This window comes from Halomonas aquatica, from assembly GCF_040196335.1.
GTDB lineage: Bacteria > Pseudomonadota > Gammaproteobacteria > Pseudomonadales > Halomonadaceae > Halomonas > Halomonas aquatica.
In genome coordinates this window covers 258,837-281,315 of the sequence record NZ_JBEGCJ010000005.1, presented here as the reverse complement: position 1 = coordinate 281,315, position 22,479 = coordinate 258,837, and the positions used below count along the sequence as shown (strand labels likewise).

The window sequence follows — 22,479 nt, the reverse complement described above, 5'->3', positions numbered from 1 at the left end:
GAACACGCCCCGGAGAGAGCCGAGGCGTGCGATGGCGAGGCGGCGTGTCGTTCTCAGTAGCGCGGGGGTTGAGGGGGCGCGCCCGTCTCGCCCTTCAGGCCGAAGTCCTCGGACAGAGTCCCGCGATCGTCGGCATAGTCCCGGGGCATGGCCGGATCGGCGTCAACCTCGACGGCTACCGGCGAGACGTCGGTCATGGCCTGGCGGCGCAGGGAGGGAGCGCCGAGGGTGGTGCTGGCCTCCTCGGCTTCCTGCTCCAGGCTCCGGCTTTCCCGCTGAAGGTTGTCGGCCAGCCTGGCGATGCGCTCCAGCCTGTCGCCCATCCCATCCCTGAGTTCCGCGAAGGCACGCTCGCGTTCGGCTAGGCGCTGGCGCAGCCGTTGGGTGTTGCCGGCGCTGGCGTTGAGAAGGTGGTAGCCCAGAGCCCCGATGCCGATGCCGGCCAGCAGGCAGGCGACGGCCAGCACCCAGTTGATGTTGGTCTCGTACACGTGTGCTTCTCCCTGGAGCATTGGCCCGCATGGTGTGCGATATACCAACGTCGTCTTGTGGCCGGTTTAGGCCCGGTCGCCCATTATAGTGGCGATTCGGTGTGCCGGGTCAACGCGGGCCCGGCGCATGCCAAGTGGGGTCGAGTTGCGTATAATACTTTCCGCCAATGCCCCGAGGACAGGTCTTCAGGAATCCCCATGAGCGAGATGCACTTCCCTACGGCTTCCCGAGAAGCGCGGCGGCCCGAGACGCCGATGACCCGCTACCGTGCCGATCTCGAGCGCCGGGACTATCAGTATGATGACGCCCAGTGGCAGGCGGTGGCACACCTGCAGCGACTCTATGAGGAGTTGGTGAGCACCCCGGTCTCCCGGGTGGCACCGCCGAAGCGCAGTGGCGGCCTCTCGTCGCGGGTGGCCGGCCTGTTCGGGCGTCGCGAGCGCGCCGAGCCCGCCGAGCCGGCGCTGCCCGCCATCAACGGGCTCTACTTCTGGGGGGGAGTGGGGCGGGGCAAGACCTACCTGATGGATACCTTCTTCGAGACGCTGCCCTTTCCCGAGAAGATGCGCACCCATTTCCACCGGTTCATGCAGCGAGTGCACAACGAACTCGAGCACTACAAGGGCGAGAAGAACCCGCTCAGGCTGATCGCTGCAAAGTTTGCGGCGGAGACTCGCGTGATCTGCTTCGATGAGTTCTTCGTTACGGATATCACCGATGCCATGATCCTGGCCAACCTGCTCGAATCGCTCTTCGATCATGGCGTGGTGCTGGTGGCGACCTCCAATATCGTGCCGGGAGACCTCTACAGGGAGGGGCTGCAGCGGGCCCGTTTCCTGCCGGCCATCGATCTGCTCGAGCGTCACTGCGAGGTGGTCAACGTGGACTCGGGCGTCGACTATCGGCTGCGTGTGCTGGAGCGTGCCGAGATATTCCATGCACCGCTCGATGACGAGGCCGAAACGGAACTGGCTCGCAGCTTCCGCGAGATCGCCGGCCACGAGGGAGAAAAGGGGGTGCCCATCGAGATCAACCGCCGTGTGCTTCGCACCCGCCAGCTTCACGACGACGTGGTGTGGTTCGAGTTCTCCGAACTCTGTGACGGACCGCGCAGCCAGAACGACTACATCGAACTGGCGCGTGAGTTTCACAGCGTGCTGGTCTCCAACGTCACTCGCATGAGCGGGGCCACTGACGACCGCGCGCGCCGCTTCATCAACATGGTCGACGAGTTCTACGACCGCGGCGTCAAGCTGTTGATGTCCGCCGAGGTGCCCGCTGAGGAGCTCTATCGGGATGGGCGCCTGGGGTTCGAGTTCCAGCGAACCCTCTCGCGTCTCCAGGAGATGCAGTCCCATGACTACCTGGCGCTGCCCCACAAGCCATGACCCCCTTCCCCTGCGGGGCTGGGGTCGTGTAGAATGCGCGCTCGCACGACTGTTATGCCGTCCTCGGGGCGGGGTAACCAAGAAAAATAGGGATGGTTCCATGCCGTACAATCGGCGGCAGAACCCAATACATCGAATGGTGATTCATCCATGAAGACGTTCACTGCCAAACCGCAGTCCGTCCAGCGCGACTGGTACGTTGTCGACGCTGCTGACAAGACGCTCGGTCGTCTGGCCACCGAGATCGCTCGCCGCCTGCGTGGCAAGCACAAGCCGGAATTCACCCCGCATGTCGATACCGGCGATTACATCGTCGTGATCAATGCCGAGAAGGTGAAAGTCACCGGCAACAAGGTCAATGCCAAGACCTACTACCGCCATACCGGCTATCCGGGTGGCCTGCGCTCCATGAATTTCGAGAAGATGATCGCCCACGCACCGGAGCGTGTCATCGAGTCCGCCGTCAAGGGCATGCTGCCGAAGGGTCCCTTGGGTCGTGCGATGTACTCGAAGCTCAAGGTCTACGCCGGCACCGAGCATCCGCACGCTGCCCAGCAGCCGCAAGAACTGAACCTCTGAGGGAGTCTTCGCCATGACACAGCAGTATTACGGCACCGGGCGCCGCAAGACCTCTACCGCCCGCGTCTTCATGAAGCCGGGGACCGGCAAGATCACCGTCAACAGCCGTGAGCTGGACCAGTACTTCGGTCGCGTCACCGGCCGGATGGTGGTTCGCCAGCCGCTGGAGCTGACCAACACCCTGGGCCAGTTCGACGTCTACGTCACCGTCAAGGGTGGCGGTGGTTCGTCCCAGGCCGGCGCCATCCGTCACGGCATCACCCGTGCCCTGATGGTGTATAACGAGGACTTCCGCCCCCAGCTGCGCGAGGCGGGCTACGTCACCCGCGACTCCCGCCAGGTCGAGCGCAAGAAGATCGGTCTGCGCAAGGCGCGTCGTCGCCCGCAGTTCTCCAAGCGCTGATACGCACCTATTGTCGCAAGAAAACGCCCAGGTCCAGCGACCTGGGCGTTTTTTGTTCCGGATCAAGAATTTGTCGCCGGGTTTTCACCATGGTCGTGGAACCTTTCCTTGTGCGGGGCGACACGTTTTTTTACCATAGACTGCATTTAGTATCCGTGGTCGCGGGGGATTCACTGCCCGTGATGGAACAACGGGTAAGCTGATGGGAGAAACCTGAATATGGCAGATAACGGCGTAAACAAGGGTCGGCGCCGTTTCCTCGTAGGTGCCACCACCGTCGTGGGTGCGGTGGGTGCCGTCGGGGTTGCGGTCCCCTTTGTGGCTTCCTGGCAGCCTAGTGCCAGGGCGAGAGCAGCGGGTGCCCCCGTGCAGGCGGATGTGTCTAAGCTCGAGTCCGGGCAGCGCATGACCGTCGAGTGGCGCGGCAAGCCGGTGTGGATACTCAATCGTTCCCCGGAGATGATCGAACGTACCGAATCGATCGAAGCCGCGCGGCTGGCTGATCCGGAGTCCAGCGTGCCGCAGCAGCCCGCCTACGTGGAAGGCCCGCTTCGCTCCATCAAGCCCGAGATCGGCGTGCTGGTCGGTATCTGCACCCACCTGGGCTGCTCGCCGCTGTTCAAGCCCGAGCCGAATGCCGAAGGGGTCGGCGTGGAGAACTGGCCGGGCGGCTTCTTCTGCCCCTGCCATGGTTCGCGTTTCGATCTGGCCGGTCGAGTGTTCCGCAACGTGCCGGCACCGACCAACCTCGAGGTGCCGCCTTACCGCTTTGACAGCGATGTGCTGATCACTGTCGGCGAAGATGAGGAGACTGCCTGATGGCTAACCCGAACAAGGTCAAGGCGGAGCGCGGGTTCATGCGCTGGGTCGATGACCGCTTTCCGGCCACCCAGATGTGGCAGGACCACATGGCGAAGTACTACGCGCCGAAGAACTTCAACTTCTGGTACTTCTTCGGTTCGCTGGCGCTGCTGGTGCTGGTCAACCAGATCCTCACCGGTGTCTGGCTGACCATGAGCTACAACCCCTCCGCCGAAGGCGCCTTCGCCTCGGTCGAGTACATCATGCGTGATGTGGAGTACGGCTGGCTGATCCGCTACATGCACTCGACCGGCGCGACGGCCTTCTTCGTGGTCGTCTATCTGCACATGTTCCGCGGGCTGCTCTACGGCTCCTACAAGGCGCCTCGCGAGCTGGTCTGGATCTTCGGCATGACGATCTACCTGGCGCTGATGGCCGAGGCCTTCATGGGCTATTTGCTGCCCTGGGGACAGATGTCCTACTGGGGTGCCCAGGTCATCATCTCGCTGTTCTCTGCGATCCCGGTGATCGGTCCGGACCTGACCCAGTGGATTCGGGGTGACTTCCTGATCTCCGGCATCACACTCAACCGCTTCTTCGCCCTGCATGTGGTGGCATTGCCTATCGTGATCCTGGCGCTGGTGGTACTGCACATCATCGCCCTGCACGAGGTCGGGTCCAACAACCCCGATGGCATCGACATCAAGAAGAAGAAGGATGAGGCCGGCAAGCCGCTGGACGGCATTCCCTTCCACCCGTACTACACGGTGAAGGATCTCGTCGGCGTGGCGGTGTTCCTGTTCGTCTTCTGCGTGGTGATCTTCTACTTCCCGGAAGGGGGAGGGTACTTCCTCGAGAAGCCCAACTTCGAGCCGGCCGACCCGCTGAAGACGCCTAACCATATCGCGCCGGTATGGTACTTCACGCCCTTCTACGCGATCCTGCGCGCGATCACCTTCTCGCTGTTCGGCCTCGACGCCAAGTTCCTCGGTGTCATCGCGATGGGCGCGGCGATTGCGGTGCTCTTCGTGCTGCCGTGGCTCGATCGAAGTCCGGTGAACTCCATGCGCTACAAGGGCTGGATGTCCAAGGTCATGCTGGCACTGTTCGCGATCAGCTTCGTGATCCTGGGCGTGCTCGGGGTATTGCCGGTCACCGAGGGGCGCACCCTGCTGTCCCAGGTGTGTACCGTCATCTACTTCGCCTTCTTCCTGCTGATGCCGTTCTACACCCGGCTGGAGAAGACCAAACCCGTTCCGGAAAGGGTGACTGGCTAATGAAAAAGCAACTGTTCGCACTGCTCTTCGCGCTGGTGCCGATGGTCGGGTTCGCCGCCGGAGCAGGTGGCGTCAATCTGGAGGAAATGAACCCGGACCTCGAGGACAAGGCCTCGCTGCAGAACGGCATGAAGCTCTTCGTCAATTACTGCATGGGCTGCCACTCCCTGGAGCACCAGCGGTTTGCGCGTGCCGCCGAGGATCTGGATATGCCCCAGGGCCTCGTCGAGGACAACCTGATCTTCTCCCCGAATCTGGCCTTCAATGACCAGATGCATATCGCCATGGGCAGCGGCGATGCGGAGAACTGGTTCGGTGCTCCTCCCCCGGACCTTACTCTGGAGGCACGACTGCGGGGCACCGACTGGATCTACTCTTACCTGTTGAGCTTCTACAAGGATCCTTCGCGGCCCACCGGCGTCAACAATGCGGTCTTCCCTCTGGTGGCCATGCCCAACGTGCTGGAGCCGCTTCAGGGGGTGCAGGAGAAGGTCTGCGCTGCCAGTGACAAGCCGGTGGCAGGGGCCGAGCTGGATCCGCTGACCGGGAAGTACCAGTCCTGCGAGACCCTGCAGGTCACCCAGCCCGGCGAGATGGAGCCGAAGGAGTTCGAGACGGCGGTCTACGACCTGACCAACTTCCTGGCCTATGCGGGTGAGCCGTCCAAGCTGCAGGCCCAGTCGCTGGGACCCAAGGTGCTGATCTTCATCTTCATCTTCGGCGTCATCGCCTACCTGCTCAAGCGCGAGTACTGGCGCGACATTCACTGATCCGTTGGCGACGTAGAACCCAGGGGCGCATGGCCGCAGGCCGTGCGCCCCTGTGGTGTACGCCCGATACCGGGCAGCATGATCGCCCTCAAGGCGGGGCCGGTCGTGTTATCATCTCGGCACGAACTGATGCGAGGATTGTTACATGGGTGTAGTGGCCAAGCGGTCGTCGATGATCTTCTACTCCGGAGGGGATGACCATTACAGTCATCGTGTGCGAATCGTGCTCGCCGAGAAGGGCGTGGCCGTTGATATCGTCGAGGTGACTGACGAGCAGCACCCGGAAGAGCTCGCCGACCTCAATCCCTACAACAGCGTGCCCACGCTGCTCGATCGCGACCTGGTGCTCTACGAATCCAAGGTGATGATGGAGTATCTGGACGAGCGCTTCCCACATCCGCCGCTGCTGCCGGTGTATCCCGTGGCGCGTGCCAAGAGCCGGCTGTGGATGCACCGCATCGAACGCGAATGGTGTCCACTGGTCGAGCAGATCCAGAGAGGCGCCAAGAAGGACGTGGAGAAGGCTCGCAAGGAGTTGCGCGAGAGCCTGGTCGGCATCTCGCCGATCTTCGAGGACATGCCCTTTTTCATGAGCGAAGAGTTCACGTTGGTGGATTGCTGTCTGGCGCCGATCCTCTGGCGCCTCCCGGCGCTGGGCATCGAGCTGCCCGAGAAGCAGGTCAAGCCGCTGCTGAGTTACATGGAGCGCCTGTTCGATCGTGATGGCTTCAAGGCGGCGCTCAGCGAGAACGAGCGCGAGATGCGTTCCTGATCTTCTTTTCATCCCCCGGCACGGCCGGGGTCTCACCCCAGGAGGGCCAATCATGCAATCGAGCCGTCCCTATATTGCCAGGGCCCTTTACCAGTGGCTGCTGGACAACGAGTTGACGCCTTATATCGTCGTCGATGCCGAGCAGGAGTGTGTCGAGGTTCCCCGGCAGTTTGTCCAGAATGGCCAGATCGTGTTGAACCTTGCGCCGACGGCCATTCGTGACTTCTCCCTGGAAAACGACGCTGTCAGCTTCTCGGCACGTTTTGGCGGCCGTCCCATGCAGGTGATGGTTCCCATGGAGGCATTGATCGCCATCTATGCCCGGGAGAACGGCGTGGGCATGGTCTTCGGCCATGAGCCGGTACTTCCGGTAGAGGCCGCCGAGGCGGACGATTCCCCGTCGCTCAGCGAGGTGGAAAGCCAGGTCGATGCCGGTGAGGGCGAAGATGGTGACGAAGCAGCCCGGCCGCGCAAGGGGCGTCCCTCGTTACGGGTCATCAAGTGAGATGATCGCCAGCTCCTGACGGGGCGAGGCATCTACACACAACGGCAGGCCATGGGGCCTGCCGTTGTGCGTTCCGGGGGCGGTCAGTCCAGGTAGTCGAATACCTTGACGATTCTCTGCATGCCGCCCACGCCGCTGACGGCCTGGACGATGCGCTCGGCCTCATTGCGTGTGACGATGCCCATCAGGTAGACGCTGTTGTTTTCGGTGATTACCTGGATGCGGCCCGAGTCGATCTCCTGGTTGGCCACCAGGTTGGTGTTGATACGGGTCCGCAGCCAGGTATCGGCAAGGCGCTGTCCGGCCGGCAGGTTGGCGGCGATGGAGAGTTCATTGTGCACCTCGCGCACGTTGCGCACCTGGCCGGCCACCTGCTCGGCCTTGCCCCTGAGCTCCTCGCTGGGGACCTGGCCGGTGAGCAGCACCACGCCATTGAAGCTGTCGACGTTGATGCGGGCATCGCCCAGCCGGGCATCGGTGCGGCCGAGGTTGTGGGCGACCTTGGTCTCGATGCTCTCGTCCTCGACCTGGGTGCCGAACGTGCGCTCCCCGTAGTTCTCGTCGATGGTACCGGGGTTGGTGACACCGGTGACGGCGGTACAGCCGGCGACGCCGAGGGCCAGGGAGAGCAGCAGGGGCGTGATCAGGGAGGTCTTGGTCATGGTATTACTCGCTTGTCCCGAAGAGTTGTTCATCGATCAGGTCGCACAGGCAGTGGATGGCCAGCAGGTGGACCTCCTGAATACGTGCCGTCGAGGTCGCCGGCACCCTGATCTCGCAGTCGTCCTGACCCAGTAACGAGGCCATGTCGCCCCCGTCGCGGCCGGTCAGGGCAATCACCGTCATGTCCCTATCATGGGCGGCCTGGATGGCCTGAATGACATTGGCGGAGTTGCCGCTTGTGGAGATCGCCAGCAGGATGTCGCCGGGTTGGCCCAGGGCGCGGATCTGCTTTGAGAAGACCTCGTTGTAGCTGTAGTCGTTGGCGATGGAAGTCAGTGTCGAGGTATCGGTGGTCAGGGCCAGGGCCGGCAGGCTGGGTCGCTCGCGCTCGAAGCGGTTGAGCAGTTCCGAGGAGAAGTGCTGGCTGTCGCCGGCACTGCCACCGTTGCCGCAGGCCAGGATCTTGCCCTCGTTCACCAGGCACTGGACCATCATCTGGCTGGCGACCTCGATGAAGGGCGGTAGCACCTCGCTGGCGTAGGTCTTGGTGTCGATGCTGGCATTGAAGTGGCCGAGTATGCGCTGCTGGAAATCCATGCGGGGTTCCTGATTCTTTGGCAGAGTGGCTTGACCGGTCAGGACGCTTCGAAGGCATTCGCGACCCAGTCGATCGCGAGGTCGGGTGGCGTGCCTGTCACGGCCAGCACGTCGAAGCGGCAAGGACATGATAGCCCGTTGCGCTGGAGATAAAAACGCGCCGCCCGGATGAGGCGACGCTGCTTGGTGGCGGTGATGGTCTCGAGGGGGTGGCCGTGGCGGCTGTCGGCACGGTGGCGGACCTCGACGAACACCAGTACGTCGCCGTCGCGCATCACCAGGTCGATCTCGCCGCCCTTGGCATGCTGGTTGCTGGCTTCGAGCACCAGCCCGCGCGAGCACAGCCAGCGGGCCGCGAGTTGCTCGATGGCGGCGCCACGGGTCCGGGCATCATGGGGCCCGTTCATCGCCGAACACGCCCGGGATCAGTACCGGTTGGGGCAAGCCGTTGACGAACCGCGCCCAGGGCAGTCGGCGTCGGATGCGGCCATCCTCCTCCGCGCTCAGCGTGCCGGTGGCGCCGAACAGGTCGCTACCGCTGATGGTCTGCAGCTGTGGCATGCGCATGGCCAGTTCATAGGCATCCACGCCCATGGCCATCAGGCGGAACATCGTGGAGTTGGACTCCTCGCGCAGCAGGCGATAACTGGCCAGGAAGGGCAGGGCTTCCACGCCGCCCACGGCCGCATCGGGGATCTGCCAGGGGATGTCGACAAACAGCACGTCGTTCAGGTCCCCGTCCAGTCGGGGCTGCAGTTGTCCATCGAAGAGGTGGGAGGTGGCATATATCGGCAGTTCGCCGCTGTCGATATAGTCCAGATTGGGCGGCACCTGGCGGGCGAACTCGGGCAGTGCCAGCAGGAACAGCATGTCCGGTTGCGGGTTGGTGACGGCCCGTTTCGCGCTCTCGGTGGCCGGCGCCTGTGGGTTGTAGCGGACCGCGTTGGCGATTTCGCCACCGAGGTCGCGCCAGGTATCCCAGAAGGCCTCGCCCACGCGGCGGCCCCAGTCGTTGTCGGGGACCATCAGGGAGGCCAGGCGGTGGCCATCCCCCCAGGCGCGTTGCGCGGCCTGGCGGGCCTCGTCCTCGGCGGAGAGGCCGTACTGGAAGAGCCCCTTGGCCCGGTTACGCTCACCGCGGCCATAATTGAGCGCCAGGGTCGGCATCGGTACGCTCTCGCGCTGCTCCAGCCTGCTGACGGCGTCCTTGTCCAGCGGGCCGATCACCACCTGTGCCCCGCGCGCCGCGGCTTCCCCGTAGAGGGCATCCAGGTCGCCGAGGCTGCTGTCGAAAAAGCTCAGGCGGGCGCCGCTGTCGATGCCCTCCAGGTGGTGAGTACGGATGCCCTGACGGGTCGCCTCGGCAATGCCGGCAAGAGGCCCGGACTCCGGCAGGAAGACCGCGATGTGATCCACTCGCTGCCCACGAAGCTCACTCAGGGCAGTGATCTCGCCGGGGAGTCGTCGGGCCGCTGGATGGCCGCGATAACGCTCGCGCCAGTCATCGAGGCGGGCGAAGAGGCGCTGTATATCGCTGCCGTTGGAGCGAACCAGTTCGGCCAGGGCGACCCAGCCCGGGGACAGGTCGCCACCTCCCTCGCGCAGGGTGGTCAGCTCGCGGTTGTCCAGGCGGGAGAGCTGTGCCCAGATCGGGTCGATGAGGTCGTCGCGGTCGGTCTCGGCCTGAACGCGGATCAGTGCCTGGGCGGCAGCAAGGGGCTCATCGACCTCGGCCAGGGCCATGCCGAGGCGTTCGCGCAGCGTCAGGGAGGTCTCGCGGGCCAGGTCGACCTCGCCGAGCAACTGTCCGGCCTGGATGACCGCCCAGGGGTCTCCCTCTGACTCGCCCAGTTCGGAGAGCAGCAGGGCCCAGCGCATGCGGGCCTGGCGTTCCAGCCGGCTGTCGTCGATCTGCTTGGCGACGTCCAGTGCCTGGGTGCGACTGCCCTGGCGTGCTAGGATATCGGCCGCCTCCAGGCGGGACAGGGCCGCCTGGCCGGGTTCCTGCTGCTCGGCCTGCTGAAGTAAACGCTGTGGGTCGACATCGGGCTGTCGCTCGATGATGCCCGGTTGAATACTACAGCCCGCGAGGAGCAGCGCAGTCAGCGCGGCGGCCAGCGGGCCGCGTAACGAGATATTCATGATTCCTTCCCTTGTTTCCATGGCCCAGAGTGTCCATGTCCCACAGCATCCCAGGAGCCGAGATGTCCGATACGCCTGCCGGTTCATTGTACGTGGTCGCCACACCGATTGGGAATCTGGATGACCTGAGCCCGAGGGCCGTCCGGGTGCTCGGCGAGGTGGCGCTGGTTGCCGCCGAGGATACCCGGCACAGCGGTCGATTGCTGCGCCACCTGGGACTGTCTCGGCCGATGCTATCGCTGCATGAGCACAACGAGGCCTCGCGGGTCGACACCCTGGATGCCCGTCTGCTCGCCGGTGATGATGTTGCCCTGGTCTCGGACGCCGGCACGCCGCTGATCAGCGACCCGGGTTTCGTGCTGGTGCGTGAGCTCCGGGCGAGGGGGCGTCGCATTGTCCCGCTCCCGGGGCCCTGCGCCCTCGTTGCGGCCCTGTCCGCGGCTGGGCTGCCTACCGACCGATTCCTCTTCCAGGGATTTCTCCCTGCGAGGGCCGGGCCCCGCCGTACTCGGCTGGAGGCGCTGGCTTCCCGTGAGGAGACCCTGGTGTTCTACGAGTCTCCCCACCGGATCCGCGACACCCTGGCAGATCTCGATACGGTGCTGGAGGCTCGCCGGGTGGTCCTGGCGCGTGAGCTGACCAAGGCCTTCGAGACCTTCCTCGATGGCACGGCGGCCGAGTTGCTCACCTGCATGGAGGCAGACCCGGACCAGGCCCGCGGCGAGTTCGTGGTGATGGTGGCCGGGGCACCTGCGCGCGGCGAGGCAGAACAGTCGGCGGTGGAGGCCGATGCCCTGCTGTCGGCCCTGCTGGCCGAGGGGGTGGGTGTCAAGCAGGCCGCCGCCGTGTCCGCGCGGCTCATGGGCGGCGTGAAGAAGGTGTGGTACGCCAGGGCCCAGGCCCTCAAGGACGGCCATTGAGGCGGCGCAAGGGCGCTGGTATCCTTGCCGCGGGAGTCGGCCAGACAGTCGCCGCTGTCCCTGGCCCTCGGGCCATGGGTGGGGGAGGAAAGTCCGGGCTCCACAGGGCAGAGTGCCAGGTAACGCCTGGGCGGCGCGAGCCGACGGAAAGTGCAGCAGAGAGCAGACCGCCTACGTCCCCCTCGGGGGGCCGGTAAGGGTGAAAGGGTGCGGTAAGAGCGCACCGCGCGCCTGGTAACAGTGCGTGGCAAGGTAAACCCCACTCGGAGCAAGACCAAATAGGAACCCCATGGCGTGGCCCGCGCCGGGTTCGGGTAGGTTGCTGGAGGGTCGTGGTGACACGGCCCCTAGAGGAATGACTGTCCACGACAGAACCCGGCTTACCGGCTGGCTCCCTTTCATTCCGAATATCGCCGTTGCGAACGTTGCCTTCATAATTCCTGCCATCGAGACGAGCATGCCGCCATCCGCCCCTGAAGAGCCCGTCCGTGGCTTCCGTCATGCCAGCGTGCTGCTCGATGGCGCCGTGGAAGCGCTGGTCCATGACGCGGACGGCGTCTATCTCGACGGCACCTTCGGTCGCGGCGGCCACGCTCGTGCCATCCTCGAGCGGCTGGGTCCGCAAGGACGCCTGCTTGCCATCGATCGCGACCCCCAGGCGGTCGCGGAGGCGGGGGGCATCACGGATGCTCGCTTCGCCATCGAGCGGGGCGAGTTCGCTCGTCTCGGAGAGATCGCCGACCGCCATGGCCTGCATGGCCGACTGTCAGGCGTCCTGCTCGACGTCGGCGTCTCGTCTCCCCAGCTCGATGATCCCGAGCGCGGCTTCAGCTTCCTGCGGGACGGGCCCCTGGACATGCGCATGGACCCCGACCATGGCGAGAGTGCCGCCGGCTTCCTGGCGCGTGCCGGTGAAGGCGAGATCGTGCGGGTCTTCAAGGGCTATGGCGAGGAGCGCTTTGCGCGTCGTCTGGCGCGGGCCATCGTGGCCCGGCGTGACGAGCGTCCCTTCGAGCGGACTGCGGACCTCGCCGAGGTGGTCAAGGCCGCTCATCCCGCCTGGGAGAAGGGCAAGCATCCCGCGACCCGGGTCTTCCAGGCGCTGCGCATCCAGGTCAATGGCGAGCTTGATCAGCTGGATGCCGCCCTCGAGGCGGCCCTGGAGGCCCTCGCCCCGGGCGGCCATCTGGTGGTGATCAGCTTTCACTCGCTGGAGGATCGCCGGGTCAAGCGCTTCATCCGCGATCATGTGCGTGGCGACACCGACCTGCCGCGCGGCATGCCGCTCCGCGATGACCAGCTCAAGCGGCGCCTGGAGTCGCTGGGCAAGGCGCGTCGACCCTCCGCCGAGGAGGTCGAGGTGAACCCCCGTGCGCGCAGTGCGGTGATGCGTGTGGCGCGCAAGCGATACTGAGGTTCACCATGGCACAGGGACGATCCTCGATTACCTCTTCCTTCGGTTGGCCCCTGCGCCTGGTGGCGTCGCCGATGCTTCTGCTGGTTGTCATTCTTCTGGCGGCCTGCCTGGCCTCGGCCCTGGCGGTGATCACTACCAGCCATCTGACCCGTGACCAGTATGCCCGCCTTCAGCACCTCGAACGCGAACGCCAGCAGCTGCAGACCGAATGGGGCCAGCTGCTGCTAGAAGAAAGCGCCTGGTCCTCACCGGCTCGTGTCGAGCGTCTGGCCCAGGAACGCCTGGAAATGCGCCTGCCCGACATCGACGAGATCGAGGTCATCCGGCCTTGAGTGCCGAGTCCCGCAGCGGCGTGACGCCGCGTCGTCCACCACCCTCGGCCCCCATGGGCAAGGTGCGCTTCCGGGTGATGATGGCCCTGGTGGTGCTGGGGCTGGCTCTGCTGGCGTGGCGCATCATCGACCTGCAGGTCTTCGATCGTCCCTTCCTGCAAGGGCAGGGCGATGCCCGGACCCTGCGTACCGATATCATCCCTGCCCATCGGGGCATGATCATCGACCGTAACGGCGAGCCGCTGGCCATCTCCACACCGGTGGTGACCCTCTGGGCCAATCCCCAGGACCTGCCGGAGGACGATATCCAGCTCCTGATGCTGGCCAGCGCCCTGGGGCAGGAGCTCGACACGCTCAACGAGCGCATCGACCGCTATGCTGAGCATGAATTCATGTACCTCCAGCGCCGCATGACGCCCGAGGCGGCACAGCGGGTGCTCGACCTGCGTGTCCCCGGGGTGCATGCCCGCGAGGAGTACAAGCGTTACTACCCGGCAGGAGAGGTGACGTCCCAGCTGCTGGGGGTGACCAACATCGACGACCAGGGCCAGGAGGGGCTGGAGCTCGCCTACCAGCCCTACCTCGCGGGTATCCCCGGCAAGCGTCGGGTGCTCAAGGACCGCCGCGGGCGCCTGGTGCGTGACCTGGCATTGCTTCGAGAGGCCCAGCCCGGGGGCGACCTCACCCTGGCGCTGGACCAGCGCCTGCAGTACATGGCCTATCGTGAGCTCAAGGCGGCGGTCACCGAGCACGACGCCGACGGCGGTATCGTGGTGATGCTGGATGCCCGCAGCGGTGAGGTGCTGGCCATGGCCAACCAGCCTTCCTACAACCCCAACAACCGGGCCGGGCTCGATCCTCAGGGGCTGCGCAACCGGGCCATCGTCGATGTCTACGAGCCGGGGTCGGTCATCAAGCCCCTGGCGATGGCGTCCATGCTGGAGACCGGAGACATACCGCTGGATACGGTGGTCGACACCTCGCCAGGCTGGATGGTGATCGACCGCTTCACCATCAAGGACATCAGCAATTACGGCAAGCTGACCCTGGCCGGCATCCTCGAGAAGTCCTCGAATATCGGCATGTCCAAGCTGGCCCTGCGCCTGGAGGACCCCGTGGTTCCGGCCACCTATCGAGCCCTGGGACTGGGTCATAGCCCGGGCACCGGCTTCCCCGGCGAATCTACCGGCAGCATACCGGCCCCTGTACGTTGGTCGAGTAGTCAGTGGGCGGCCCTTTCCTACGGTTACGGCCTGTCGGTCTCGGCAATGCAGCTGGCCAGTGCCTACACCGCCATCGCCAACGAGGGCCGCCGTCTGCCACCCTCGCTGCTCAAGCTCGGCCAGTCCCCGGCCGGTGAGCCGGTCATCGACCCGGACGTGGCCAGGCGGATACTGGTAATGATGGACAAGGTTGTCGCGCCCGGAACCGGCGCCCGTCGGGCCCTGGTGCCTGGATATCGGGTCGCCGGCAAGACGGGAACCGTACGCAAGACCGATGCCGGCGGGTACCAGGAGAAGGCCTACCGCAGCCTGTTCGTCGGAATCGCGCCCGTTTCCGACCCTCGGATCGTCACCGTGGTCATGATCGACCACCCGCGGGGCGACAGCTACTACGGCGGGGCGGTGGCGGCGCCGGTCTTCTCGCGGGTGGCCGGCAACGCCCTGCGCCTGCTGGACGTGCCGCCTGATGCCCGGGAACCGGAATCATGATCGCAAGTTCAGGAGAGAAGTCGAGATGCAGTTGAGTGCCCAGCGACTCGAGACGGGCCTGATCGGGCTCTGGCCCGATTGCCGCCTTGATCGGGCGGACGTCTCCCTGCCGGATCCCGTTCGCCTGGTGCTCGACAGCCGTGGGGTCGGCGTGGGGGATGTCTTCGTGGCGGTGCCAGGGGTGGAGGCCGATGGGCGCGAGTTCATCGGCCAGGCGCTGGCGGCAGGGGCATCGCTGGTGCTGGCCCATGATGATGGCACGCCCGGGCCGGACGATGACCGGGTAGTCTGGCTGGCGGGGCTGCGCGAGGCCCAGGGCGAGCTGGGTCGCGTCCTGTTCGACGTGCCCCGGGAGCTGGAGTTGATCGGCGTCACCGGCACCAATGGAAAGAGCTCCGTGACGCACTACCTGGCCGAGCTCAGCCATGCCCTCGGGGTGGATGCCGGGGTGGTCGGTACCCTGGGCCATGGGCGTCCCCATGCCCTGGCGGCGGGTAGCCTGACGACGCCCGGCCCCCTGGCCCTGCAGGCGGCGCTGGGCGAGCTGGCCGCCGACGGTGTGCGGCGCGTCGCCATGGAGGTCTCCTCCCATGCCCTGGAGCAGGGGCGTCTCGATGGCTGCAGCGTCAGGGCCGCGGTGTTCACCAACCTGAGTCGAGATCATCTGGACTACCACGGCAGCATGATGGCCTATGCGGCCGCCAAGGCGCGGCTGTTCCGTCGCCACGAGCTCGAGCTCGCCGTGGTCAACGGCGACGATCCGCTGGCGCGACTGATGCTTGCCGGGGTGCACAGTGGCGTGCGTGTGCTGGCGGTGGGCCAGGACGAGGCGGTGACCCTGCGCGTCGTCGACTGGCACCCCCATGTTGACGGTCAACTGTCACTGGTCGCCACGCCGGAGGGCGAGCGCGAGCTCGAGCTGTCGCTTATGGGCCGTTTCAACCTGGACAATGTGCTGCTGGCCATCGCCACCCTCCATGGCCTGGGACATCCCCTGGAGGTTCTCTTCGAGGCGGCGGCCGACCTCGCCCCGGTGCCCGGCCGCATGGAGCGGCTGTCGCGCCCGGGTTGTCCCACGGTGGTCATCGACTATGCCCACACCCCGGCCGCGCTGGATAATGCCCTGACGGCGCTGCGGGCTCACTTGCCGGGTGACGGCCGCCTGTGGTGCCTGTTCGGCTGCGGCGGCGATCGCGACAGCGGCAAGCGCCCCCTGATGGCCGCGGCCGCGGCACGCCATGCCGACGTGCTGGTGGTCACCGACGACAACCCGCGCGGGGAGGCACCCGAGGTGATCCGTGCCCAGGTCCTGGAGGGCCTTGATGCCTCACCGTCATGCGAGGTCCGTGAGGTCGCCGGTCGCGGCGAGGCCATCGCCCGGGCGCTGGCCGAGGCCGCCCCGGACGACGTAGTGCTGATCGCCGGCAAGGGCCACGAGAACTATCAGGAGGTGGCGGGGATGCGACATACCTTCTCGGATCTCGCCGAGGCCGAGCAGGCCCTGGCGAGCCGAGTCGGGGAGGGCGGACGATGAGCGGCATCGGCCTGCAGACGCTGGGCGAGGTCGCCGTCGCCCTCGGGCTGGCCCGGCCCGCCGAGGACCCAGCTGTCGACGCGATCGTCACCGATACTCGGCGGCTCATGCCCGGTGCGCTGTTCGTGGCGCTGCGTGGCGAGCGTTTCGATGCCCACGACTTCGTTGGCCAGGCGCGCGAGGCCGGGGCCGTGGCCGCGCTCGTCGAGCGGCCGGTGGACGACCCGCTGCCCCAGTTGGTGGTCACCGATACCCGGCTCGCCCTGGGGCTGTTGGCTCGCGCGCGTCGCCTGGCCTGGGGCGGGGGCCTGGTCGCCGTTACCGGTAACAGCGGCAAGACCACGGTCAAACAGATGCTGGCGACCCTGCTGGGCCGCAGCGGGACGACGCTCGCCACCCAGGGCAACCTCAACAACGATATTGGCGCGCCCCTGACCCTGCTGGCGCTCGAGTCCGGCCATCGCCAGGCGGTGGTGGAGCTGGGTGCCAACCATCTCGGCGAGATCGCCTGGACCTCTGCCCTGGCCGCCCCCCGGGTGGCGGTGATCACCAATGTGACCGGTGCCCATGTGGGCGAGTTCGGCGGCATGGGCCGCATCGCCCAGGCCAAGGCCGAGATCCTGGCCGGCCTGCCGGACGACGGCGTGGCGGTGCTCAATCGCGATGATGCCTTCTTCGCCACCTGGGCGAACCTCGCTGCGCCGCGGGAGGTGCTCGACTTCGGGCTGGATCCTCGGGCCCGCTTGCGCGCTGAGGCGCTGGCCTGCGACGCCCTCGGGCGCTATGCTTTCACGCTTGTCCGGGATGACCGTGAGGTCGGCCGGGTCGGGCTGGCCCTGCTGGGGCGACACAACGTGGCCAATGCCCTGGCGGCTTCGGCCGCGGCACTGGCCATGGGACTCGCCGAGGCCGACGTGCTGGCCGGGCTCGAAGCGGTGGCGCCGATGCCGGGCCGGCTCAGTGTCGTGGAAGGCCTCAACGCCACACGGCTGCTGGATGACACTTATAATGCCAACCCCGGCGCGGTGAAGGCGGCGCTCGATGTCCTCGTGACGCTGCCCGGGCCGCATTGGTGCCTGCTCGGCGCCATGGGAGAACTGGGGGGAGAGTCCGATCGGCTGCATGCCGAACTCGGGCGTTACGCGCGGGAACGGGGAATCGACTTCCTGGGCACCCTGGGCGAGCCGGCACGACCGGCCAGCCAGGCCTTCGGCGAAGGCGGGTGCCACTTCGACGATCGGGAGGCGCTGATGCGCCACGTCCTCCACCATCTACCGCCTGGGGCCAGCGTGCTGGTCAAGGGCTCGCGCAGTGCCGGCATGGAACGAGTCGTTGCCGCCCTGCGCGCGGATGCTTCAAGGTGAACGCGATACATGCTGCTCTTTCTGGCTGATTTCCTGGCGCAATTCCAGAGTGCCTTCAACGTCTTCGACTATCTGACCCTGCGCATGATCCTGGGTACCCTGACCGCCCTGGTGCTCTGTCTGTGGCTCGGGCCGGTGATGATTCGCCGTCTGGTGGAACGCCAGATCGGCCAGGCGGTGCGCGACGATGGCCCCCAGTCCCACCTCTCCAAGGCCGGCACCCCGACCATGGGCGGCGCGATGATCCTCATGGCCATCGCGGTGAGCACCCTGCTGTGGGGCGACCTCACCAACCACTATGTGTGGGTGGTGCTGGCGGTGACCCTCGGCTTCGGTGCCATCGGCTGGGTGGACGACTTCCGCAAGGTGGTAGAGAAGAACCCACGAGGGCTGCCGGCCCGCTGGAAGTACTTCTGGCAGTCGCTGATCGGCCTGTCCGCAGCCGTGCTGCTCTATGTCACGGCGGCCTCGCCGGTGGAGACCAGCCTGATCGTGCCCGTGTTCAAGGAGTTCGTGCTGCCCTTGGGAGTCTTCTACATCGTGCTGACCTACCTGGTCATCGTGGGCAGCTCCAATGCGGTCAACCTCACCGACGGCCTCGACGGCCTGGCCATCATGCCCACCGTGCTGGTGGCCATGGGGCTGGCCGTGTTCGCCTATGCCAGTGGCAACACGGTATTCTCCGACTACCTGCAGATTCCCTTCATCCCCGGCGCCGGCGAGCTGGCGGTCTTCTGCGCCACTATCGCAGGGGCGGGGCTCGGCTTCCTGTGGTTCAACACCTACCCGGCCCAGGTCTTCATGGGGGACGTGGGGGCGCTCGCGCTGGGCGCGGCACTGGGCGTGGTGGCGGTGATCGTGCGCCAGGAGGTGGTGCTGTTCATCATGGGCGGGATCTTCGTCATGGAGACCGTCTCGGTGATCCTGCAGGTGGGCTCCTACAAGCTCACCGGGCGCCGGATATTCCGCATGGCCCCGCTGCATCACCACTACGAGCTCAAGGGCTGGCCCGAGCCGCGGGTCATCGTGCGCTTCTGGATCATCACCGTGGTGCTGGTGCTGATCGGTCTGGCAACACTGAAGGTCCGCTGATCGCCCCAGGGGGTCGAGACGCCATCCGCAAGGAGCCGAACATGCTCGAGGTCCCGAAGGGAACGACGCTGGTGGTCGGGCTCGGAGTGTCCGGGCGGGCCATCTGTCGCCATCTGAGCCGGCTCGGTGTCCCTTACATGGTCGCCGACACCCGGGCCGTGCCGCCCGGGCTTCAGGACTTCCAGGCCGCCCATCCGGGCATTCGGGTCCACTGCGGGCCGCTCACCGACCTCAATCTCTCCGAGGTCGAGGAGGTGGTGCTGAGCCCCGGTATCGACCCGCATGCCCCGGGGCTCGTCGAGTTGGCCGGACGCACCCGCGAGGCCACCGGTGAGCCGCTGCTGGTGGGCGAGATCGCGCTCTTCGTTCGCGCGGCCCGGGCCCCCATCGCCGCCATCACCGGCTCGAACGCCAAGTCCACGGTCACTACCCTGGTGGGCGAGATGGCCCGTGAGGCCGGGCTTCGGGTCGCCGTGGGCGGCAACCTCGGCACGCCGGCCCTGGATCTGCTGGCCGAGGAACCCCACGCCGACTGTTACGTGCTGGAGCTTTCCAGCTTCCAGCTCGAGACCACGCCCAGACTGGGCGCCGAGACGGCGGCCTTCCTCAACCTCTCCGAGGACCACCTGGACCGCCACGTCGACATGGCCGGGTACCGTGCCGCCAAGCTCGGCATCTTTCGCGGCGCCCGGCATGGGGTGGTCAATGCCGAGGACCCCATGACCTGGCCGGAGACGCCGCTGCCCGCCGAGGACCGATTCACCACCCGCCTCCCCGAGGACGGGGCCTGGGGTATCGGCCGCTACCAGGGAAGCGACTGGCTGATGCACGGTGATGAGCCGCTGATGCTCGCCGGCGAGGTTCGCCTGCCCGGTCGCCACAACCAGGCCAATGCGCTGGCCGCCATGGCGATGGGGCGCCGTCTCGGGCTGCCGCTGCCCGCGATGATCGAGGTTCTGCGGCGCTTCCCCGGTCTTCCTCACCGCGGCGAACTGGTGGCCGAGATCGATGGTGTGCGCTGGATCAACGATTCCAAGGGAACCAATGTCGGCGCGACCCTGGCCGCCATCGCCGGTCTCGGGCCGACCCTGACCGGTCGGCTGATCCTGCTGGCCGGCGGGATCGGCAAGGGGGCCGATTTCCGTCCCCTGGCCGGACCCCTGGCACGCCATGGCCGCGAGGCGATCCTCTTCGGGCGCGACGCCGAAAGCCTCGCCCGGGCCCTGGACGGCCGGCTGCCCGTGACCCGTGTGGATGACCTGTCCGCCGCCCTGACGCGGGCGGCAAGGGTCGCCGAACCCGGGGACTGCGTGCTGCTCTCGCCGGCCTGTGCCAGCCTCGACCAGTTCACCGATTACCAGGAACGCGGCGAGTGTTTCTGCCGAGCGGTCCGCCGTCTGGCGGGGGAGGACTCATGAGACGAATGGGGCGTCTGCGGCGGCGATTGAGCACCGCCGACCATGCCTTCGATGGCTGGCTGGTGCTGGCGTCGTTGGCGCTGCTGTTGATCGGCTGGGTGATGGTGACCTCGGCCTCCAGCGAGGTGGCCTCGAGTCTCACCGGCAACCCCTGGTATTTCAGCGTGCGTCACGGGACCTTCCTGCTGTTGGCGCTCGTCGTCGGGGTGCTGGCCCTGTGCGTTCCGCTTTCCTGGTGGAAGGCCAACGGCCCTTTACTGCTGCTGGTTGGCCTGGTCCTGTTGCTGCTGGTGCTGCTGGTGGGGCGCGAGGTCAACGGCAGTCGTCGCTGGCTCTCCGTGCCGGGCGTGCCCTTCAACCTGCAGGCCTCGGAGGTCGCCAAGTTCTGCCTGATCGTCTATCTGGCCGGATATCTGGAGCGCTTCCTGCCCCAGGTGAGGCGTGAATGGGGCGCCTTCCTGCGCCCTCTGGTGGTGATGGCCGTGGTGGCGGGGCTGCTGATCCTCGAGCCCGACTATGGTGCCGTGGTCGTGATGACCGGTGCGGTGATGGGCATGTTGCTGATGGCCGGCGCTCCCTGGGGGCGTTTCCTGGTGCTGCTGCTGCTGGTGGGCACCCTCGGGGCCCTGGCCGCCGTCGCTGAACCCTACCGGATGGCGCGCCTGACGAGCTTCGCCGACCCCTGGGCCGACCAGTTCGACAGCGGCTACCAGTTGACCCAGGCCCTGATCGCCTTCGGGCGCGGCCACTGGCTGGGTACGGGACTCGGCAACAGCGTTCAAAAGCTGTTCTACCTGCCCGAGGCACACACCGACTTCGTCTTCGCGGTGCTGGCCGAGGAGCTCGGCCTGGTCGGCGCCATCGCCGTGGTGGGGCTCTTCGCCCTGCTGATCTGGCGCGCCATGTCGGTAGGACGCCGGGCGGAGCTTGCCGGCCTGGCCTTCGCCGCCTACCTCAGTTACGGCTTTGCCCTGGTCATCGGTGCCCAGGCCTTCATCAATATCGCCGTGAGCACGGGCATGCTGCCGACCAAGGGATTGACCCTGCCGCTGCTCAGCTACGGGGGGTCGAGCCTGGTGGTGAGCAGCGTGATGGTCGCCCTGCTGCTGCGCGCCGACATCGAGACCCGCGAGGTGCGCCGCCGGGCGCGTCCCACGGCCACTCGGCCGCCATCTCACGGTCAGACACAAGGAAGCGCAACATGAGTCGACACCAGGGACGCCGCGTACTGATCATGGCCGGGGGCACCGGTGGCCATGTCATCCCCGCCCTGTCGCTGGCCCGCGGGCTGGCCCAGGAGGGGGTCGAGGTCGCCTGGCTCGGCAGCCCGCGGGGCATCGAAAACCGCCTGGTTCCCGAGGCCGGCATTCCCCTGTCGCTGATCGCGGTGAGCGGCCTTCGCGGCAACGGCCTGACCGGTTGGCTGCTGGCGCCCTTCAACCTGATGCGTGCGGTATGGCAGGCGGGGCGAGTCATCCGCGACTTCGACCCGCAACTGGTCGTCGGGCTGGGAGGCTTTGCCAGCGGTCCCGGCGGCCTTGCCGCATGGCTGATGCGCCGACCGCTGGTGATCCACGAGCAGAACGCCGTGGCCGGGCTGACCAATCGCGCCCTCTCGCACCTGGCGCGGCGCGTCTACGCCGCCTTTTCTCAGGCCTTTCCCGACCGGGCCGAGGTTATCGGCAATCCGGTGCGTGCCGAGATCGCCGACCTCGGCCAGGAACCAAGAAAGGCGGGCGAGATGGCCGGTCGGCCACTGCGCCTGCTGGTAGTGGGCGGGTCCCTGGGAGCGCAGGCCCTCAATGAACGGCTGCCCGAGGCGCTGGCCTCCCTACCCGAGACGCACCGCCCCGAGGTGCTTCACCAGGCCGGCCGCGACAAGGACCAGGCGACCCGCACTGCGTATCGTGAGCAAGGTGTCGAGGTCGAGGTGACGGCCTTCATCGACGACATGGCGGCGGCCTATGCCTGGGCCGACCTGGTGGTCTGCCGGGCCGGTGCCCTGACCGTGGCGGAGCTGGCCGCCGCGGCGAAGCCGGCGCTCTTCGTGCCTTTCCCTCACGCGGTGGATGACCACCAGACGGCCAATGCCCGGGCCCTGGTCGAGCAACAGGCGGCCCGGCTGATGCCCCAGCAGGAAATGAGCGCAGCGGCGCTGGCCGAGTGCCTGACGACGCTGCTGGACCCCGACACTCTCGCCACCATGGCGGCACGGACTCGTGCCTGTGCCCATCTCGATGCCGTCGAGCGCCTGGTGGCCGGTTGCATGGAGACAGCTTTTGAGCGATGAGACCCTCGGGC

General features: G+C 66.6%; 23 protein-coding genes and 1 other RNA gene. 19 read left to right on the top strand and 5 right to left on the bottom strand.

The features are described 5' to 3' along the window. Positions 1-53 precede the first annotated feature (53 nt). Positions 54-491, bottom strand: a complete 438-nt coding sequence (locus tag ABE960_RS12505) for a ZapG family protein (protein WP_349762610.1) — start codon at positions 489-491, stop codon at positions 54-56. A 207-nt stretch (positions 492-698) separates the two neighbouring features. Between ABE960_RS12505 and zapE the strand changes: the two genes are divergently transcribed. The 8 genes from zapE to ABE960_RS12465 all read left to right on the top strand — a co-directional run bounded on the left by zapE (position 699) and on the right by ABE960_RS12465 (position 6,987). Continuing rightward, positions 699-1,880, top strand: coding sequence for a cell division protein ZapE (gene zapE / locus ABE960_RS12500; protein ID WP_432765376.1), 1,182 nt, complete (start codon positions 699-701; stop codon positions 1,878-1,880). A gap of 150 nt (positions 1,881-2,030) precedes the next feature. Further along, positions 2,031-2,459: a 50S ribosomal protein L13 gene (rplM, locus tag ABE960_RS12495; protein WP_349762608.1), complete on the top strand. Its 429-nt coding sequence runs from the start codon at positions 2,031-2,033 to the stop codon at positions 2,457-2,459. 13 nt (positions 2,460-2,472) lie between these two features. Next, positions 2,473-2,862 (top strand): 30S ribosomal protein S9, encoded by a 390-nt coding sequence (gene rpsI, locus ABE960_RS12490; protein WP_349762607.1) that lies wholly within the window; start codon positions 2,473-2,475, stop codon positions 2,860-2,862. 219 nt (positions 2,863-3,081) lie between these two features. After that, on the top strand, positions 3,082-3,681 hold the full coding sequence (gene petA, locus ABE960_RS12485; protein WP_349762606.1) for a ubiquinol-cytochrome c reductase iron-sulfur subunit: 600 nt from the start codon (positions 3,082-3,084) through the stop codon (positions 3,679-3,681). After that, positions 3,681-4,940, top strand: a complete 1,260-nt coding sequence (locus ABE960_RS12480; protein WP_349762604.1) for a cytochrome b — start codon at positions 3,681-3,683, stop codon at positions 4,938-4,940. Before petA ends, ABE960_RS12480 begins: the two co-directional genes overlap by 1 nt. Then, on the top strand, positions 4,940-5,710 hold the full coding sequence (locus ABE960_RS12475) for a cytochrome c1 (RefSeq protein WP_349762603.1): 771 nt from the start codon (positions 4,940-4,942) through the stop codon (positions 5,708-5,710). Before ABE960_RS12480 ends, ABE960_RS12475 begins: the two co-directional genes overlap by 1 nt. Before the next feature lie 145 nt (positions 5,711-5,855). Further along, positions 5,856-6,482, top strand: a complete 627-nt coding sequence (gene sspA, locus ABE960_RS12470; protein ID WP_349762602.1) for a stringent starvation protein SspA — start codon at positions 5,856-5,858, stop codon at positions 6,480-6,482. Between the two features lie 52 nt (positions 6,483-6,534). After that, on the top strand, positions 6,535-6,987 hold the full coding sequence (locus ABE960_RS12465) for a ClpXP protease specificity-enhancing factor (RefSeq protein WP_349762601.1): 453 nt from the start codon (positions 6,535-6,537) through the stop codon (positions 6,985-6,987). 83 nt (positions 6,988-7,070) lie between these two features. On the opposite strand, the gene ABE960_RS12460 is transcribed toward ABE960_RS12465, so the two are convergent. The 4 genes from ABE960_RS12460 to ABE960_RS12445 are packed head-to-tail and all read right to left on the bottom strand — an operon-like array spanning position 7,071 to position 10,389. Next, on the bottom strand, positions 7,071-7,649 hold the full coding sequence (locus tag ABE960_RS12460) for a BON domain-containing protein (RefSeq protein WP_349762600.1): 579 nt from the start codon (positions 7,647-7,649) through the stop codon (positions 7,071-7,073). A gap of 4 nt (positions 7,650-7,653) precedes the next feature. After that, entirely contained in the window at positions 7,654-8,247 is a 594-nt protein-coding gene (locus ABE960_RS12455; RefSeq protein ID WP_071941788.1) for a phosphoheptose isomerase, read from the bottom strand. A gap of 38 nt (positions 8,248-8,285) precedes the next feature. Continuing rightward, positions 8,286-8,654 (bottom strand): YraN family protein, encoded by a 369-nt coding sequence (locus ABE960_RS12450; RefSeq protein WP_349762599.1) that lies wholly within the window; start codon positions 8,652-8,654, stop codon positions 8,286-8,288. Next, on the bottom strand, positions 8,638-10,389 hold the full coding sequence (locus ABE960_RS12445; RefSeq protein WP_349762598.1) for a penicillin-binding protein activator: 1,752 nt from the start codon (positions 10,387-10,389) through the stop codon (positions 8,638-8,640). The genes ABE960_RS12450 and ABE960_RS12445 overlap by 17 nt, the downstream gene beginning before the upstream one ends. Before the next feature lie 62 nt (positions 10,390-10,451). Between ABE960_RS12445 and rsmI the strand changes: the two genes are divergently transcribed. The 11 genes from rsmI to murG all read left to right on the top strand — a co-directional run bounded on the left by rsmI (position 10,452) and on the right by murG (position 22,468). Further along, positions 10,452-11,309, top strand: a complete 858-nt coding sequence (gene rsmI, locus ABE960_RS12440; protein WP_349762597.1) for a 16S rRNA (cytidine(1402)-2'-O)-methyltransferase — start codon at positions 10,452-10,454, stop codon at positions 11,307-11,309. Positions 11,310-11,341: 32 nt separating this feature from the next. Next, an RNA gene (gene rnpB, locus ABE960_RS12435) (RNase P RNA component class A) lies at positions 11,342-11,708 on the top strand. 58 nt (positions 11,709-11,766) lie between these two features. Beyond that, complete coding sequence (gene rsmH, locus ABE960_RS12430; protein ID WP_349762596.1) at positions 11,767-12,723, top strand: 16S rRNA (cytosine(1402)-N(4))-methyltransferase RsmH; 957 nt, start codon at positions 11,767-11,769, stop codon at positions 12,721-12,723. Positions 12,724-12,731: 8 nt separating this feature from the next. Further along, on the top strand, positions 12,732-13,058 hold the full coding sequence (ftsL, locus tag ABE960_RS12425) for a cell division protein FtsL (protein ID WP_349762595.1): 327 nt from the start codon (positions 12,732-12,734) through the stop codon (positions 13,056-13,058). A gap of 53 nt (positions 13,059-13,111) precedes the next feature. After that, positions 13,112-14,770: a peptidoglycan D,D-transpeptidase FtsI family protein gene (locus ABE960_RS12420; protein WP_349762774.1), complete on the top strand. Its 1,659-nt coding sequence runs from the start codon at positions 13,112-13,114 to the stop codon at positions 14,768-14,770. Positions 14,771-14,795: 25 nt separating this feature from the next. Next, positions 14,796-16,304, top strand: coding sequence for a UDP-N-acetylmuramoyl-L-alanyl-D-glutamate--2,6-diaminopimelate ligase (locus tag ABE960_RS12415; RefSeq protein ID WP_349762594.1), 1,509 nt, complete (start codon positions 14,796-14,798; stop codon positions 16,302-16,304). Then, on the top strand, positions 16,301-17,668 hold the full coding sequence (locus tag ABE960_RS12410) for a UDP-N-acetylmuramoyl-tripeptide--D-alanyl-D-alanine ligase (protein ID WP_349762593.1): 1,368 nt from the start codon (positions 16,301-16,303) through the stop codon (positions 17,666-17,668). The genes ABE960_RS12415 and ABE960_RS12410 overlap by 4 nt, the downstream gene beginning before the upstream one ends. Positions 17,669-17,677: 9 nt before the next feature. Next, a complete protein-coding gene (mraY, locus tag ABE960_RS12405) occupies positions 17,678-18,760 on the top strand; it encodes a phospho-N-acetylmuramoyl-pentapeptide-transferase (protein WP_349762592.1) in 1,083 nt (360 codons plus the stop codon). Between the two features lie 41 nt (positions 18,761-18,801). Then, entirely contained in the window at positions 18,802-20,178 is a 1,377-nt protein-coding gene (gene murD, locus ABE960_RS12400) for a UDP-N-acetylmuramoyl-L-alanine--D-glutamate ligase (protein WP_349762591.1), read from the top strand. Next, positions 20,175-21,383 carry a putative lipid II flippase FtsW gene (gene ftsW, locus ABE960_RS12395; protein ID WP_349762590.1) on the top strand — a complete coding sequence of 403 codons (1,209 nt, stop codon included), beginning with the start codon at positions 20,175-20,177 and terminating at the stop codon, positions 21,381-21,383. Before murD ends, ftsW begins: the two co-directional genes overlap by 4 nt. After that, entirely contained in the window at positions 21,380-22,468 is a 1,089-nt protein-coding gene (gene murG, locus ABE960_RS12390) for an undecaprenyldiphospho-muramoylpentapeptide beta-N-acetylglucosaminyltransferase (RefSeq protein ID WP_349762589.1), read from the top strand. Before ftsW ends, murG begins: the two co-directional genes overlap by 4 nt. Positions 22,469-22,479: the final 11 nt, after the last annotated feature.

Bases quoted from the DNA above. Each gene is read 5' to 3' on its own strand.
- zapE (WP_432765376.1), top strand. From the start codon at position 699: ATGCACTTCCCTACGGCTTCCCGAGAAGCGCGGCGGCCCGAGACGCCG.
- rplM (WP_349762608.1), top strand. From the start codon at position 2,031: ATGAAGACGTTCACTGCCAAACCGCAGTCCGTCCAGCGCGACTGGTAC.
- rpsI (WP_349762607.1), top strand. From the start codon at position 2,473: ATGACACAGCAGTATTACGGCACCGGGCGCCGCAAGACCTCTACCGCC.
- petA (WP_349762606.1), top strand. From the start codon at position 3,082: ATGGCAGATAACGGCGTAAACAAGGGTCGGCGCCGTTTCCTCGTAGGT.
- ABE960_RS12480 (WP_349762604.1), top strand. From the start codon at position 3,681: ATGGCTAACCCGAACAAGGTCAAGGCGGAGCGCGGGTTCATGCGCTGG.
- ABE960_RS12475 (WP_349762603.1), top strand. From the start codon at position 4,940: ATGAAAAAGCAACTGTTCGCACTGCTCTTCGCGCTGGTGCCGATGGTC.
- sspA (WP_349762602.1), top strand. From the start codon at position 5,856: ATGGGTGTAGTGGCCAAGCGGTCGTCGATGATCTTCTACTCCGGAGGG.
- ABE960_RS12465 (WP_349762601.1), top strand. From the start codon at position 6,535: ATGCAATCGAGCCGTCCCTATATTGCCAGGGCCCTTTACCAGTGGCTG.
- ABE960_RS12460 (WP_349762600.1), bottom strand. From the start codon at position 7,649: ATGACCAAGACCTCCCTGATCACGCCCCTGCTGCTCTCCCTGGCCCTC.
- ABE960_RS12455 (WP_071941788.1), bottom strand. From the start codon at position 8,247: ATGGATTTCCAGCAGCGCATACTCGGCCACTTCAATGCCAGCATCGAC.
- ABE960_RS12450 (WP_349762599.1), bottom strand. From the start codon at position 8,654: ATGAACGGGCCCCATGATGCCCGGACCCGTGGCGCCGCCATCGAGCAA.
- ABE960_RS12445 (WP_349762598.1), bottom strand. From the start codon at position 10,389: ATGAATATCTCGTTACGCGGCCCGCTGGCCGCCGCGCTGACTGCGCTG.
- rsmI (WP_349762597.1), top strand. From the start codon at position 10,452: ATGTCCGATACGCCTGCCGGTTCATTGTACGTGGTCGCCACACCGATT.
- rsmH (WP_349762596.1), top strand. From the start codon at position 11,767: ATGCCGCCATCCGCCCCTGAAGAGCCCGTCCGTGGCTTCCGTCATGCC.
- ftsL (WP_349762595.1), top strand. From the start codon at position 12,732: ATGGCACAGGGACGATCCTCGATTACCTCTTCCTTCGGTTGGCCCCTG.
- ABE960_RS12420 (WP_349762774.1), top strand. From the start codon at position 13,112: ATGGGCAAGGTGCGCTTCCGGGTGATGATGGCCCTGGTGGTGCTGGGG.
- ABE960_RS12415 (WP_349762594.1), top strand. From the start codon at position 14,796: ATGCAGTTGAGTGCCCAGCGACTCGAGACGGGCCTGATCGGGCTCTGG.
- ABE960_RS12410 (WP_349762593.1), top strand. From the start codon at position 16,301: ATGAGCGGCATCGGCCTGCAGACGCTGGGCGAGGTCGCCGTCGCCCTC.
- mraY (WP_349762592.1), top strand. From the start codon at position 17,678: ATGCTGCTCTTTCTGGCTGATTTCCTGGCGCAATTCCAGAGTGCCTTC.
- murD (WP_349762591.1), top strand. From the start codon at position 18,802: ATGCTCGAGGTCCCGAAGGGAACGACGCTGGTGGTCGGGCTCGGAGTG.
- ftsW (WP_349762590.1), top strand. From the start codon at position 20,175: ATGAGACGAATGGGGCGTCTGCGGCGGCGATTGAGCACCGCCGACCAT.
- murG (WP_349762589.1), top strand. From the start codon at position 21,380: ATGAGTCGACACCAGGGACGCCGCGTACTGATCATGGCCGGGGGCACC.